The sequence below is a fragment of the Nostoc sp. genome (assembly GCF_036917315.1).
GTDB lineage: Bacteria > Cyanobacteriota > Cyanobacteriia > Cyanobacteriales > Nostocaceae > Nostoc.
The window spans coordinates 89,778-104,647 of the sequence record NZ_JBALDR010000066.1; the positions used below are offsets into that span (position 1 = coordinate 89,778).

At 44.7% G+C, this 14,870-nt stretch carries 14 protein-coding genes and 1 tRNA gene; 3 read left to right on the top strand and 12 right to left on the bottom strand.

What is annotated here, in order from left to right; genetic code table 11:
- Positions 1-50: 50 nt before the first annotated feature.
- Positions 51-899, bottom strand: a complete 849-nt coding sequence (locus V7K84_RS31100; protein ID WP_334844093.1) for an alpha/beta fold hydrolase — start codon at positions 897-899, stop codon at positions 51-53.
- 286 nt (positions 900-1,185) lie between these two features.
- Between V7K84_RS31100 and V7K84_RS31105 the strand changes: the two genes are divergently transcribed.
- Positions 1,186-2,718, top strand: a complete 1,533-nt coding sequence (locus V7K84_RS31105; protein WP_334844094.1) for a SagB/ThcOx family dehydrogenase — start codon at positions 1,186-1,188, stop codon at positions 2,716-2,718.
- 642 nt (positions 2,719-3,360) lie between these two features.
- Here V7K84_RS31105 and V7K84_RS31110 read toward each other — a convergent pair.
- The 7 genes from V7K84_RS31110 to V7K84_RS31140 all read right to left on the bottom strand — a co-directional run bounded on the left by V7K84_RS31110 (position 3,361) and on the right by V7K84_RS31140 (position 8,833).
- The gene (locus tag V7K84_RS31110; protein ID WP_334843948.1) at positions 3,361-4,089 is read right to left on the bottom strand and encodes an ABC transporter ATP-binding protein; all 729 of its coding nucleotides are present in this window, start codon (positions 4,087-4,089) and stop codon (positions 3,361-3,363) included.
- Positions 4,090-4,359: 270 nt separating this feature from the next.
- Positions 4,360-4,584: an indolepyruvate ferredoxin oxidoreductase subunit alpha gene (locus tag V7K84_RS31115; protein WP_094353237.1), complete on the bottom strand. Its 225-nt coding sequence runs from the start codon at positions 4,582-4,584 to the stop codon at positions 4,360-4,362.
- 150 nt (positions 4,585-4,734) lie between these two features.
- Positions 4,735-5,949, bottom strand: coding sequence for an ATP phosphoribosyltransferase regulatory subunit (locus V7K84_RS31120; RefSeq protein WP_334843950.1), 1,215 nt, complete (start codon positions 5,947-5,949; stop codon positions 4,735-4,737).
- Complete coding sequence (locus tag V7K84_RS31125; protein WP_334843951.1) at positions 5,949-6,905, bottom strand: J domain-containing protein; 957 nt, start codon at positions 6,903-6,905, stop codon at positions 5,949-5,951. Before V7K84_RS31125 ends, V7K84_RS31120 begins: the two co-directional genes overlap by 1 nt.
- Before the next feature lie 74 nt (positions 6,906-6,979).
- The gene (locus V7K84_RS31130; RefSeq protein ID WP_334843953.1) at positions 6,980-7,792 is read right to left on the bottom strand and encodes an inositol monophosphatase family protein; all 813 of its coding nucleotides are present in this window, start codon (positions 7,790-7,792) and stop codon (positions 6,980-6,982) included.
- Positions 7,793-7,893: 101 nt separating this feature from the next.
- Entirely contained in the window at positions 7,894-8,439 is a 546-nt protein-coding gene (locus V7K84_RS31135) for a thermonuclease family protein (protein WP_334843955.1), read from the bottom strand.
- A 25-nt stretch (positions 8,440-8,464) separates the two neighbouring features.
- Complete coding sequence (locus V7K84_RS31140; protein ID WP_334843958.1) at positions 8,465-8,833, bottom strand: 2Fe-2S iron-sulfur cluster-binding protein; 369 nt, start codon at positions 8,831-8,833, stop codon at positions 8,465-8,467.
- A 106-nt stretch (positions 8,834-8,939) separates the two neighbouring features.
- Here V7K84_RS31140 and V7K84_RS31145 point away from each other — a divergent pair.
- Positions 8,940-9,024 (top strand) — tRNA-Ser (locus V7K84_RS31145).
- A gap of 257 nt (positions 9,025-9,281) precedes the next feature.
- On the opposite strand, the gene V7K84_RS31150 is transcribed toward V7K84_RS31145, so the two are convergent.
- Positions 9,282-10,760, bottom strand: coding sequence for an alpha-amylase (locus V7K84_RS31150; protein ID WP_334843960.1), 1,479 nt, complete (start codon positions 10,758-10,760; stop codon positions 9,282-9,284).
- A 113-nt stretch (positions 10,761-10,873) separates the two neighbouring features.
- Complete coding sequence (locus V7K84_RS31155; protein ID WP_334843961.1) at positions 10,874-11,500, bottom strand: DUF1003 domain-containing protein; 627 nt, start codon at positions 11,498-11,500, stop codon at positions 10,874-10,876.
- Between V7K84_RS31155 and V7K84_RS31160 the strand changes: the two genes are divergently transcribed.
- A complete protein-coding gene (locus tag V7K84_RS31160) occupies positions 11,465-11,710 on the top strand; it encodes a hypothetical protein (protein WP_334843962.1) in 246 nt (81 codons plus the stop codon). The genes V7K84_RS31155 and V7K84_RS31160 overlap by 36 nt on opposite strands.
- A gap of 172 nt (positions 11,711-11,882) precedes the next feature.
- Here the strand turns inward: V7K84_RS31160 and V7K84_RS31165 are convergent, their stop codons facing one another.
- Together V7K84_RS31165 and V7K84_RS31170 are read right to left on the bottom strand one after the other, a co-directional pair.
- The gene (locus V7K84_RS31165) at positions 11,883-14,117 is read right to left on the bottom strand and encodes a glycoside hydrolase (protein ID WP_334843963.1); all 2,235 of its coding nucleotides are present in this window, start codon (positions 14,115-14,117) and stop codon (positions 11,883-11,885) included.
- A 78-nt stretch (positions 14,118-14,195) separates the two neighbouring features.
- Positions 14,196-14,426, bottom strand: coding sequence for a NifU family protein (locus tag V7K84_RS31170; RefSeq protein WP_012408256.1), 231 nt, complete (start codon positions 14,424-14,426; stop codon positions 14,196-14,198).
- Positions 14,427-14,870 lie beyond the last annotated feature (444 nt).

Here is a 14,870-nt window from a genome sequence, read left to right on the forward strand (position 1 = left end):
TCCGCTCCTATTAATTCTTCTGTTGCTGTATGACTAATCCCGTCTAATAATCATGAGATTTTTGATCTGTGTTCTGCCAAAAATGCTGCCACAGTTTGGTTAAATGCCTCTGGTTGTGTCAAAAATGGCCAATGATTGCCGGGAACTTGGCAGATACGTAAGTTTTGAAGATAGGTTTTGTAAGGTTGAATTTGCCAATTTTGGCGGTTCAGTCCTTGTTTTGGCTGGACGAATAGGGCAGGGGTGTCAAGGGGAATTGTAAAACCGGGCACTTGCATCACTGCCTCAAAAATGCCGTCGCGGGCGGCTATGGTAAATTTGCTGCCCCAAGTCCCATCGGGTTTTTGTTCTATTCCTGCTTGGAAGACTTGCTGTTGTAAGGAACTCCATCCTTGATATTGCTTTAATTGCCGTGCTTGTTGTTCCGCTTCTTCCTGATTGGCAAAGGGCCCCATACTTTTAAGAAAAGGCAAGAAGCGATATAACATTGGGAAAGTTACCCTGAAAAGACTGGGCATTTTCCAGATAAAAATCGGATCGACGAGAATTATACTCCGTAAACGCTTTGGGTTTTGTCTTGCCCAGATGGCGGCTAATTTGCCTGTCCACGAGTGACTTACAATATGGGCAAAAGTCCATCCCAGACTATCCATGAGTGCTTCCAGGTCTGCGATCGCACTCTCAAAGCTATAATCTATCTCTGGTTTACTACTTTGGCCATGTCCGCGCATATCTGGCGCAATTATGTGGTAATCCGCCGCCAAGTAATCTCCTAAACTAGACCACACTAGAGCATGATCGCCTAAGCCATGTAACAGCAGTAAAGGTTCTTGACCTTGATTCCATTCTAAATAAGAAAGTTGGATATCAGGCTTTGATAAAGTTTGACGTACAGGCATCATTGCACATCCAGGCGTAGATAGTTTTGCGTTTATATAGTACTGCGGAAGAAGATGGGGAGCAGAGGGGCAGGGGGGCAGGGGGGCAGAGGGGCAGAGGGGCAAGGGAGGATAATTAATGACTAATGACAAATGACTAATGACCAATGACAAATGACCAATGACAAATTCAATTGTTACCATTTACCACTTTATGACTCTGAGGATTGTACCAATTGACACGAAATAATGAGGCTAATGAATGCCAAGATCAAGAAAAGGATGCCCCAAGGATATTAAAAGTACTATGCCAGAATTACACCAATCGATTGCCCAGCATTATCACGAACGGACTAAATACAACCCTGAGACTCTCGCTTCCAAAAGTCAGCGGTTAGACTGGACTAAACAGCCAGTGCCCTTCAAAGAGTACAAAATTGGCTCTACTTTTGATCTCAAACCCTATATCCAAGAAAGAGCAGAGGCTTATGCTAATAATCCAGATGCTCTATGGTGGCAAAGACTTTCACGGCTATTGTTTCGCAGTTATGGATTGACGGCGAAAATGCCTTCTATGGGTAGTGCAGTGTATTTACGCGCTGCTCCCAGTGCAGGCGGACTATACCCTGCTGAGGTGTATGTGGTTTCCCGTGGCACGTCGTTATTGCCGCCTGGTCTATATAACTACCAGTGTCGAACTCATTCTCTCATGCATTATTGGGAAAGTGATGTTTGGCAAACTCTCCAAGCAGCTTGTTTCTGGCATCCTTCTTTAGAAAATACCCAATTGGCAATTATTGTGACTGCGGTTTTCTACCGTTCTGAGTGGCGCTATGAAGATCGGGCTTATCGGCGGATTTTTCTGGATACGGGACATCTGTTGGGTAATATCGAGTTAGCTGGTGCGATTACTGATTATCGCCCCCATTTAATCGGCGGCTTTGTGGATGAATCGGTCAACGATCTGCTTTATGTCGATCCGCAACAAGAAGGCGCGATCGCTGTCTTACCTCTGGCAGACTTGTTAGATGTGAATCAAAATTTGCCATTGGGATGTACTGCTTTACCTTCCGCTACTGAAACCAGTTATCCTCAAATCCCTGATGGCGAACTACTAACATATTTCCATCGACACACCGAGATCCAATCAGGTGTAACTGGTAATCTTAATCTACCAACAATTAAACAAGAAAAATCTTTAGAGGATAAATACAATTTTCCTTTCTGTTTAAAAATTCCCACCACCACCGCACCTATAAACTGGGGACAAAAACTATCAGAACTGGAAACCACTATGTATAAGCGACGCTCTACCCGCGCTTACAATGGTGATGATTTAAGCTTCGATGAATTGAAAAGTTTACTCGATTTTACTTACCAACCGCAAAATTACATCGACCAAAGCTTAGATATTTCTCCAGACTACTTCGATCTAAATTTAATCGAAACATTCATTGCTGTTTGCGGAGTCAAAGGACTGGAGGCGGGTTGTTACTATTACGCACCCAAAGCCCAAGAATTACGCCAAATCCGGTTTAAAAACTTTCGGCGAGAGTTACATTTTCTCTGTTTGGGACAAGAATTAGGGCGGGATGCGGCAGCAGTGTTATTTCATACAGCCGATTTGAAAGCTGCGATCGCACAATATGGCGATCGCGTTTACCGTTACTTGCACATGGATGCCGGTCATTTGGGACAACGCCTGAATTTAGCAGCAATGCACCTAAATGTAGGCGTCAGTGGTATCGGTGGATTCTTTGACGATCAAGTAAATGAAGTTTTGGGTATTCCTGCTGATGAAGCTGTTTTATATATCACTACATTGGGACGCCCAAGATAAAAATAATCCCAGAGACGCAAAGAATCCAGAGAGTTTCTTTCTCTGTCCTTTACGTCTCTGTGCAAGCTTAAGGGGCTACAATTTGGGCTAGGATGCAGATAAAATAAGCCTCATCGCCCTTTGTCCTTGTTAGTAGTACTGGTGCTTGTTAAGACTTGGTATCAATAATTCGGCAACTAACTCGTAGGAATCTTCCATATCCATCCATATAATCCAATATAAAAACTGCTATGACGGCGAATAAGTCCCTCCAGATTCTTTTATTCGACCGATATATTTTGGGATACCCATACATTTAATTTATGGTTGGGGTCTAAATACCCATCCATGACGTAATTCAGAATTGCGAATTGGGAATGGGTATTTTGGTAAATCCGGGTAATTTACGTTTTTGTCAGTTTTTCCTGAATGAATGTCCTGTTTTGCCTCTCGACTAGCTGTAGATGTGATTAGAAACGGATTATTAGGGAGAATTCTTTGAGCATCGAAAACGACGGTCGCGGCAGTGGCAGGTAGTGTTATGGCTTTTGTATTAGTTATAGATAGCGTCGGCGCAGCCCAACCTAGTCATCGCTATAGACTGGTGAAGCTCCGATATTAAGCTGGTGTTATGTTGAATGGGGCAAGAGTGATAAAAAAGGGTTAATGTCTCTTACCTGCTCCCAGATATAGCTCACCCACTTTCGGGTCATTCAACAATTCTTCACCAGGACCGGAGATCGCATCACGTCCCGATTCTAATACATACCCACGATTAGCCATCTCTAAAGCTTTACGGGCATTTTGTTCAACTAATACGATCGCAGTACCTGCCTGATTAATTTGTTTAATCTGCTCGAATACTTGTGTTACCAAAATCGGCGACAAAGCAGCAGATGGCTCATCTAAAATCAGCAAACCAGGTTCCAACATCAAAGCTTTGCCCATCGCTAGCATCTGGCGTTCTCCTCCAGAGAGAGTACCAGCACGTTGACGACGGCGATCGCTTAGTCTAGGAAACATAGTAAATATTCTATCTTTAATTGGTTTCAGGGGAACGTTAAGCACAAAAGCACCCATCTCCAAGTTCTCTTCAACACTCAGAGAAGGGAAAACATTGGCGATTTGCGGTACGTAGCACATTCCTCGTTGGACAATTTGATTGGACTTTAGCCCCACAATATTTTCACCTTTGAAGGTAATTGTGCCTGTGTGGGGGATCAAAAGCCCAAAAATTGCTTTTGCCAAAGTAGATTTACCTGCACCGTTGGGGCCAATCACTGTCACCAATTCCCCTGGTGCAACCTGAAAATTCACACCTTGCAGGATATCTACATCTTTGATATATCCAGCGTGAACATTTTGAACTTCTAATAAATAATCATTTGTCATTGGTCACTTGTCATTGGTCATTGGTCAACAGTCAATCGATTTTGGATTTTAAATTTTGGATTTTGGATTGACCCCGACCACAACTTGTACTGAGCGTAGTCGAAGTAGGGTACGGGGCAAAATGATTTTAAATTTTGGATTTTGGATTTGTTCCGCTTGACTTAGGGCGGGGCATGAACCGAAATAATCTAAAATCTAAAATCTAAAATCTAAAATTGGCACGGTCAAGTCAAACATAACTATTGACTATTGACTGTTGACTATGGACTATTACGGAGTTTTTTGCAACTCTGGTCGTTCTTCTGCGAGAATTGCCCCTTCTACAGGGCAAACTTGGAGACAGATACCACAGTCGATGCAAGTGGCAAAATCAATCCAGTACCAATCAGTTCCCTTGGTGTTTTTGCCTGGACCATCATGAATACAAGCTACTGGACAGGCATCTACGCAGTCAGCAACGCCTTCACAGACTTCTGTAACAATTGTATGCGGCATGTTCTCGATTCCCTCTCTTCTGTATCGGCTATTTCTAGCCTAGCAGGGGAGGGGAGAGCAGGGGGGCAGGGGAGCAGGGGAGCAGGGGAGAAGTTGCAGTAAGTCTTTCCCCTCTGCCCCTCTGCCCCTCTGCCTCTTTCCCCATACCCATTAAAGTAATGGTTCTATTTTTGGTGAACCATCAGCTTTGATCCAGGCAATTTGGGCAATGCCACGATCGCTTGCATATTGGCGAATCGCCTCTGCATCTCTTCCCCCCAAGTCAATTTCTACTCGTACCAAATCAGTAGAATCTCTGAGTTTTTGCGCGTAGACAAAGGCGGCGGCGTTAGCGCTAGCTGTCTCTGGTGTTACCAACCAGTCACTCGCGGGAGTTTCCTGTGGTAATTGCTGGGTAGACAACAGAACTTGGTATAAATCTTCGATACTTAGTCCAAAACCAATTCCGGGAATGTTTTCTCCTTGAGGATGATATAGCCCCAAAAGCTGGTCATAGCGACCACCGCGCCCTAAAACTCTGGCTTGGGATTCGGTATCGTTGACAACTTCAAAGACGATACCAGTGTAGTAGTCTATGGTTTGGATCAGGCTGAGGTCGAGGATTAACGGAAGTTTTTTCTCAGATTCTAGTAATTCTACTAGGGATTTGAGGTTATTCACTGCCTCTCGCTGTTCTTCATCTAGATCGAGACCACTAACTTTTTGCAACACGTCTGCACTTGGGCCGCGCAAATCCATGATGATTTGGGCGCGATCGCGCAGTTTGTCACTTAGGGGTAAATTATCTATGGTGATGCGGTCAAGATGAGCGATCGCACTGCGAACTCGATCTTGTAAATTAGCAGGAAAGGCACTCAGGAGCGATCGGGTAATTCCCGCCTCACCTAAAATTAAATGCCATCCCTGCAAACCCAATGCTGCTAAACAATCTGCTACTAACAGCAGGACTTCGGCATTTGCCAGCAATCCGCCAGTACCTAACAACTCTACCCCAGCTTGATAAAACTCTTGCTGGCGATTATGCCTACTTTCCCAAGTGCGGCGAAACACATTGGCGTTGTAATACAACCGTTGTGGATAAGTGACACCAGCCATCCGAGTCACAACAGTACGAGCAATAGATGCTGTTAATTCTGGACGTAGCCCTAATTCATCATCTTCACCATTTTGTTGTAGTTGAATCACCATCTGACGCTGGATTGCTTCCCCTGCCATCAGGGTATCCATCCGTTCTAAAGTCGAGGTGATAATCCTGTGATATCCCCAGCGATGAAACACTTGCTGTAACCGCTCTTCAATCCAGCGTTTTTTCTCCACATCCAAGGGCAATAAATCCCTGGCTCCCGCTGCTGGTTGATACACCATTATTTTTTCTTCCCACCAAACAAACCACCGAACAAACCACTACCAGATTTATCTGGTTGCTTATCTCCATTATTGGGGGATGAAGTCACCTTCTGATCGCTAGATTGTTGTCCTAAAGCCTTATCTATTTTAGGTTTCCATTGCAGAGCCGTTTCGTCACTGGGATCTAATTTTAGAGCGTTGTCAAAGTGGATTTTGGCCATTTTTAGCTGATTTTGCTTCAAATACACCATTGCAATTAAGCTATGACAGCGACTATTTTTTGGTTCTAGCTTCAGGGCCTCTTGCAACTCTACTTTGGCTGGGGCAAATTGGTTTTTGTCAATCAAAGATTGAGCGCGACGAACATACTGTTCTACAATCAAATCTTCTTTTGGTGGCGCTGGTGCTGCTGCTGGTGATGTATTTTTTGGTGTATTTGGCTGAGATGTACCTGATTGGGCTTTGGGTTGAGCAGATGGCGGCGCGATGGATGCTTTACCCGCGCTCCGCATTAAATACACTAAATTCAACTCACTAGCTTGGGCTATGACTTGCAGCGCTTGTTCTAAAGAATCATATTGGGTTTGGGCTAGTTTGGCGATCGCAGTTTTATAAAAATGATCGATATTAGCCGCCTCAACTAACTGTTTAGCCAAGTCGGTGTTTAGAGTTACCGAAGTAGACTCTTGTAGCAGACGTTTGCCAATTTGCGACAAAATTAGAATATATTCAGTGCGAGTGCGATCGGCAGCAAGTTTTTCGTAAGCCGGGTTAACCAGCTTTGATAACAATTCGTTACCGAGATGTTTTTGAGCAGCAGTTTCAGTAAGACTACTGTCTGGGTGCAAACGACGAGCAACTTGGAGATAGCGTTTGCGAATCTCTTTGACATCGGCATCAACTGGAACGCACAGCACTGCGTGATGATCTATGAAATCATATTTAAATAGTCCACGATCTATTTTGAAAGACATATAGAGTTTTTGCACCAAAGGAGCAGTTAGATTGCTTTTAGTGTACCCAAAGTCGTAGAGAAAGCCCCCATCTGTTACACCCAAGCTGACAGTGGTGGAACCCGTAAAAGTTCGTTACTGAGAGAGTCGTGAATATAACTATTTGTGGCAAGAATTCTACCTGACTCAATTTTGACAGCAGTGCTATCGTAGGCGGTGATTTTGCCCCCGGCTTCTTGTACCAAAATTATCCCAGCGGCAATATCCCAAGGAGAAAGTCCCCGTTCCCAGTAACCATCGACACGTCCACAAGCAACATAGGCCAAATCTAGCGATGCCGAACCGCTACGTCTGACTCCTTGGGTAAGATGGGTGAGGTGACTAAATTCTGCGTAGTTGTTATCAGAGGTTTCGCGGCGATCGTAGGCAAATCCTGTTACTAGTAGGCTTTTACCCAGTTCAGATGTTGCTGAAACCTTGATGGGCTGACGGTTACGCGTTGCCCCTAAGCCAGCAGCAGCACGGAATAGCTCATTGTGAAATGGGTCATAAATTACACCAACTTGGGGAACGCCATTAATTAACAGCCCGATGGAAACAGCAAAAAATGGGTATTGATGAGCGTAGTTGGTTGTGCCATCTAAAGGATCTATTGCCCAGAGGTATTCATTTTCTTGATTACCTAATTTCCCTGATTCTTCAGCGAGGATCGAGTGCTGGGGAAAGTGACGACGCAAAATTTCTAAAATCAACTCCTCTGAGGCTTTATCAGCAGCGGTGACTAAATCACCAGGGCGTCCTTTTTCAATAATTGCGTCTTCTAACTTACCCAAGTAACCTTGCAAAATCGCACCAGCAGCCAAGGCCGCTTCTGTAGCAATATCTAGAAAAATTTGTAGATTAGTCATTTGTCATTGGTTATTAATTCTTCTACTTCACTTCCTCACTCCCCTACTTCCCCTCAGCACGGGCTGAACCTGAGCTATCCGCTAACAGCACTCAGCACTAATTAAAGATTTTGGCGGCGAAACTCTGCGGGAGTGAGGCGCATGGGCTTTTCTGGGTTCCAGATTCCTTGTCCCATGAGTCTCGCCCATTGTTGGGCACGTTCTAAACGCAGGTCGTATTTGTGGTTAGGCGATCGCCCCACAAATATTGCATTCCCTTGTTTGACTAATTCTTCATTCAATAACACCTTATTTTTCCACACATAAGCTAGAGTTCGCCCAATTTTGTCTTTTGCTTCTAAATCAAACTCCAGCGTTACCGATTGTTCTACACCACCAATTAGATTCTCTAACTGTTCTTTTGCTGCTTCCCCCCAAGGGCGCTGTCGCAAATCTGGTGCATCAACACCCACTAACCGCACTTGGGAAATCAAATTTGGTTGTTCAGCCATGCCCAAAACTTCCAAACTTTGCCCGCTAACTACCCGCGCTACTTTCACCTGGGCTTCATTGTTGGGCAATTGATTTTTGCCTTGGCAACTCACCAAGAGCAATAAACAACCCAAAATCGCTATTTTTCGTAACCAGTCACCAAAATTTACAGGCATCAGAAATTCGGTGATTTTGAATTGTTTAATCCTCATCTAAGGGTAAACCCGCTTTAATTTTCCCCCTAGCAAAATAGCGTCCAAACTGGAGTTCATAGACTTCATCTTCGTCTTGCGTCTCCACTTCCAAGTCAGAACGGGGGTAACTCACACACAACAAGGCATAACCTTGCTGACGTAAATCTGGCGACAAGCCGATCGCCTCTGGTTGGTAAATTTCTCCTGATAACACTCTCACAGCACAAGCGGTGCAAGCCCCGTTGCGACAGGAAAACGGTAGTTCCACCCCTTGTTTTTCGCCAGTGTGTAGGATGTAGCGGTCTTCTGGCACTTCTAGGGTGTATGTTTTGTCAGTGGCGCGATCGCGAACTTTAATTGTGTATGTACGGGACATCTGGATTTGCGTTTTGGGATTAGGACTATCAGATTCAATCTAGAATATCTTTCTTTATCTTTGCATTTTTTAGAATTCTATAGTATGATCGTAACTTGTGGCACCTGGAGAGGTGGCCGAGTGGTTTAAGGCGCAGACCTGGAAAGTCTGTTTAGGGAAACTTAACGGGGGTTCGAATCCCCCCCTCTCCGTTTTCAGACCTAATTCTAAATATATAGTTTGAACATATAGTTTGAACCATAGTTCTACAAATAGTCAGGTTCAGTAAGAAGCATATCTGAAACTTAGACTAAACATTGCCTAAATTAAATCTTTTTAGGCAATGTTCGATTGCTTTATAACAGAATAATAAGGGTTGTGGCTTATCCAAAAAATACTGCTTAAGTTCTCTTTTAAGCAAAGTTTGTCAAGTGCGTAACTTTCTGGATAAATGCTACTAAAACCTCGACTAAGACTTTGGAACCCACACAGAAACAGAACCAGCATCGCATCGAAAATCAGCCCAGCCCTCATCATTCGTTGTCACAGGTTCGCTGATATGTTCAGTAATATCAATGTAAGTGCTGTTGGGTTGTCCAACTTCCATCCACTTAGTCCCTTCTCCTCCATTACTCAGAACAACTGCCATACCGCCAGGATGTTCTTCATCTCCTAAGCGTGTCCAGGCGATTGTATTGGCGTGATCGAAGTAATCGTATTGGTCGCCATAGGCATAGGTTTGACGAACGTGCAAAAATTTATCAATTATCCATTGATGACTATCGAGCCAAATCTCATGCTCATTGCCATCGCTGCCCGTATCCTTGTAATTAGCACCATAGTAATCCCCATAGAAGATACAGGGATAACCATCACTTCGCAGTAGAATCAACGCATAAGCCAACGGTTTAAACCAGCCTTCCACTACAGATTCTAACGACTGCAAGGGTTGAGAATCATGATTATCAACTAAGGTGACGGCTAAAGCAGGTTGCTGTTGCACCAAGGTGTTATCAAATATCTGCCGCATATCGTAGTCATTGCCTTGTTTGCTGGCAGCGCTAAAGTTATAGTGCAATGGCGCATCAAACAACATCACATCGCCACCGGTGACGCTAATGAAATGGTGCAGCGCTTCAACTTCATAAGACCAATACTCACCGACGGCAAAAAGATCGCGACCTGCCTTGTGTCGACAGTGTTGCAGCCATTCTGGGAAAAAGCCAGCTCTAACGTGTTTAACCGCATCAAAACGAAAGCCGTCTATATCAGTGGTTTCTACAAACCACTCACCCCAGTCATTCAACGCCTCGCGCACTTCTGGACTTTCCATATCCAGATCGCATCCCATGAGATAGTCGAAAGCGCCTTTTTCCAGGTCAACGTTATCGTCAAATTTTTTATCTTTGAATAGATAAACTGCGTTCTCACCTTCGTTGTAAACGTTGTAATCAACTGCGTCGAAGTGCCACCAGTGCCATTCCATATCGGAGTATTTGCCTTGGCGACCTGGAAAGGTAAAGTGAGTCCACACTTTAATTGTTTGCATCTCACCGATGGGCTGGTTGCGATCGTCTGGACTATAGGGCGTTGCTTCCACCTCTTCTTCTACGTCTGCACCTAACTTGTGGTTGAGGACAACATCAGCATAGACTCGAATGCCAGCAGCTTTTGCCGCCTTGACAGCAGCGATATACTCGTCTTTTGTGCCGTACTTTGTCCGAACCGAGCCTTTCTGGTCAAACTCGCCTAGATCGTACATATCATAGACCCCGTAGCCGACATCATAGCCACCCCCTGTTCCTTTGTAAGCTGGGGGTAGCCAAACAGATGTAACACCTGCATCAGCTAACTCTTTGACTTTCTCTTTAAACTCATTCCAAAGATTGCCATCTGGAGGGATATACCAATGGAAGTACTGCATCATTACACCATTCAGTTGAGCCATGTGCATCCCTCTAGTAAAAGTTACGATAAATTGTGATTTCCGACACAAAGACTCTACATTAAGTTTTATTTTTTGTCTTTCAATAGAAACAAAAATCTACTAAAAAACTGCGCTCAACTCATATTGTTTTCTTCTGTGGGTGACAGTTCTTCAGCCAGGTTTTTCTGGAGTGCTTCCAATACTGCGATCGGGTCAGCCGGTTCCTGCATCGATTTCGCTTCCGAATCAAGCCGATTTATCACATCAGGCAAATCGGTACGGAGTTCTTCTAATAGAGCAATAATCTTGGCAATTTTTTGCTCGGAGAGCAGGTTAAGCTGTAGCATCAATTGCGCCCGTTGTTCGGCAAAGTTTTCCTGGCGAGTTTGTCGTACCAGTACTCCGGTTGAGATCACCAATGACGCTGCGTCTAAGCCTTGACCTGACCAGCTAAACGAGGGGAGATTGAATGGCAAAAAGCGATCGAAAAAACTGCTAAAAATCCAGATAGCCAGTATGACTAGCAAACTATACATAAATATCGATCGCCCAAAGAATGTAGCGATCGCTTCTAGTATCCGCTGGTGGAGGGGAATATCTCGAACTTCCTGGTTATGAAGTGAAATAATCGCTTCAATATTTTTTGCAATCGGGTCTGGTAATGGAGCCACGATCACTTGATTTCGAGAAGCTTTGTCTTTGAGTTTGCTAGCATCTGAACTGAAGTGTCTGTTCGCTGTGTCGTCTGCGTCATCGGTCATGCACCAACTCCTGAATCTGGATTGTTACTCGATTATTGCTTATCTTCTACCGAGGATCGCGTTTTACCACACCCCTTGGATTTCTCACTTGCGAGAAATCCAAGGGGTGTGGGAGGTGTGGGAGGTGTGGGAGGTGTGGGAGGTGTGGGAGGTGTGGGAGGATGGGGAAGAAGTCTACCCCCCACACTCCCCACACTCCTCTTCCCCTGAAGCCTACATGCGTGAGAAATCCGGGCGTAGGCGATCGCACGCATCCCAATACTGCTCGATTATTTAGATTTAGAACTAGAAAAATTAAATATGATTTCCAAATAAATCGACTTTAGGGGCGTACATCTGTATGCCCCTAATAGGTATTTCGTAAAACCAAGGGTATTGAGTTCTAAGGCACTTCAATGGGAATCAAAGCATTTTCTGGCAAGTAGTTGGAAAAACGTCCTTCATCTGCAAGCACTAAAATCAGGCGCAGAGGATAATCTGGTGGAACTTGCAAGTCTGCCCACGGCACTGCCAACTCTAAACAATTATTTATTGCTACTTGAGCGCGACTGAAACGGGGATGCCATTGATGATTGTCTCCAGCTTCCCGAAACTGAATCGATTGCGTCAGTAAGTTAACTTCTAAAAGATGGTGGTAAAGGTAATTCAGTGGGGCTGCATCTGGTACATCTGCCAAGGGAACTGGGCTATTAACCATTGTTTTTTCTGGATAGAACCACAGCAAATTTAACTCTGCTGGAAAACCCTGCCCTGGTGCAACGCCACCTTTAAAGTCCAGCCGCAAATAGAAATTGAGGTGATCGACTCCATACCAAAGTCGCTGGATGACACTGCTATTGTGCATCGTTCCCCGCGCCCCGCCGATTTCTATGCGTCCAGCTTTATCCCAATCTTGTTCGTCACCCTTACCATCGATGACGGGGTGAATAAACCCTTGTGGAGCGTGGTTAGCCTGTGCTGCGTGGTTTTCCAGTGGTTGCTTGAGATAGGGCGGAACAGGTTCATTTAATGCCTTGTAAATACCAAACAGATGTTCTCGAAACAACCGATCGAAGATGGCATCTTGATTTGAGGAGTGTCCTGCACCAAACCACCAGAACCAGTCGGAACCCTCTGCGGCATACAATGCTTCCCATGCTTCGGGGTTGTTTTCTTCTGTCGCTTCGGGATGATTTGCGAGCATTTTCCTAGCTTCTGTCAAGTAATCCCAAGCACGATTTTTGACGGGATCGCCGATCCAAGTGGTGAAACTGCCATCTACCCAAGAACCACTATGTAGTTGCCCTCCGGGGATGGTGGCTGTGGCTGGAAATTCTTCCAGAAATTCGGAGACAGTGACGAGTTTGAGGCGGGGTTCATCGCTCAAACTTTGATATAAAGCTTCTAAGAAGGGTTTGCCATCTTCGGGATAAAATTCCCAGCAATTCTCCCCATCTAAGGCGATGGTAACTAGCCAAGGTTGTTCGCTATGACTATCTCTTTGCATTTTAGCGATCGCTTGCAAATGTCCTACTAAATCCGCTGCTGCCTTTTTTGCAGGCATGGCACTGTAAGTAAAACCAATCAAGTCTGATAATCTGTGGTCGCGAAACACAATTGATAAGTCACCCTCGGCGGTTTGTAGGCGATAGGGTCGATACAACAATTCTGGTTGCTCCACATTCCCCGCCCCATCCCGATGAAAAAAGTGTTTCAGCGTCCATCCTAAGACGGCTTCATCTGAGCATATCCACTTAAAACCTTGGTTAATAATATGCGGAAGTACCGCCGGACTTACTGACTGTTCCGAAGGCCACAAACCACGGGGTATCTGTCCAAAGCGGTCTTTATAAAAGTCCCAAGCTTTCCGCAAGTGGCGGGGAATATCTTCCGCCCACTCAAAGCGTTGCTTTGGTAGTGTCATATTGGGCACAGCTACCCGACCGGAGTTAGTATCAGCTAGTAAGGGTAAAATCGGGTGGGTATAAGGCGTGGTGGTAACTTCTAGCTGCCCCGCCTCCTGCATTTTTCGATGTTGGGGGATAATCCGGCTGAGAATTTCTCGTTGTTTAGAATAAATGCGCTGGCGATCGCTTAAAGTAAAATTCCGTCCCTTTTTTAACCAAGCAGCAATTTCTGGGTCATCCCAAAACAGCGGATCGATCCAAGCCAAATTGTGCCAAGCTAGCAAATCACCATAATCTGGCAATTCCCAATTTGCTAAACACCAAGCTTGCCCTTTTTCCTGCCTTTGCTGGTACAACTCGGCATAGCGGGGATGCGGGTCAATCAGCGTATGGTGATTGGCATCGAAAAAGTGTTGGATAATGAATTCCCGCTGTTGGTAGGTAAGTTGCTCATCCGGTGTCAAGCTGGCTGTGAGATAAGGGTCAAAAGCAGTGCCAGCAATATAATCTTCGAGTTGCAATATCAACGATGGAACTAAATTCACCGTTTGGTGTAACTTAGGATATCGCTCTAAGAGCAATACCAAATCCAAATAATCTTTAGTGCCATGCAAACGTACCCAAGGCAGACGGTACTGCTGACTCGGAGATAGCGAAACGCCGCTGCCAGGAGATTTGTACAGCGGCTGATGTTGATGCCAGATAAAAGCAATGTAGAGAGGATGGGACATAGAAATAGTTAGGAGTTAAGAATGAGGAGTTAGGAGTTAATTGAAAACTCATAACTCCTAACTCCTAACTCCTAACTTTTACACCACTTGCTCAATTTCTGCAATTTCGGGAATCATTTCCTTAAGGCGGCGTTCAATACCCATTCTTAGGGTCATTGCAGAACTGGGACAAGAACCACAAGCACCTTGCAGCCGCAGTTTTACAACAGGCCCATCGAGTTCTACGAGTTCCACGTTGCCGCCATCAGACATGAGATAAGGGCGCATTTCATCTAAAACTGTTTCAACGTTGTCAATTGTGAGTTCCATAGTTTAGACCTGCTAAGTTAGGGATGGGGATGGGCATAGAGAATAGGTAATGGGGAATAGGGCATGGGGCATTGAATAATAACGATCCCTGTAACCAATGCACCTTTACTCATTAACCATTATCCAAAGTTTTATTTTCCAGCTTTGTTAAATCGATCCTAAATCTAATTGCCGCTAGATTGTCAGGTGTCAATTTTTAATGACTTTTGACCAAACCACTCCTGGTTTTAGCAATTTGAGATTAGATTTAGCTGAAACATTGTTTTCCTTTGAGCCTCCTACTTTACTCTAGCCTTTAGGTTCTGTTTTGCAGTCCAACGGAAGGCAGGATTTAACGCTCCTAAGTACACTCACCGTAAAAAGGGGTCAAAAATCTATTTTCGTAGGTTGAGTAGAGCGGAGCAAAAGCCAACATTTAGACTTTGTTGTGTTTTGTCTTTCAAC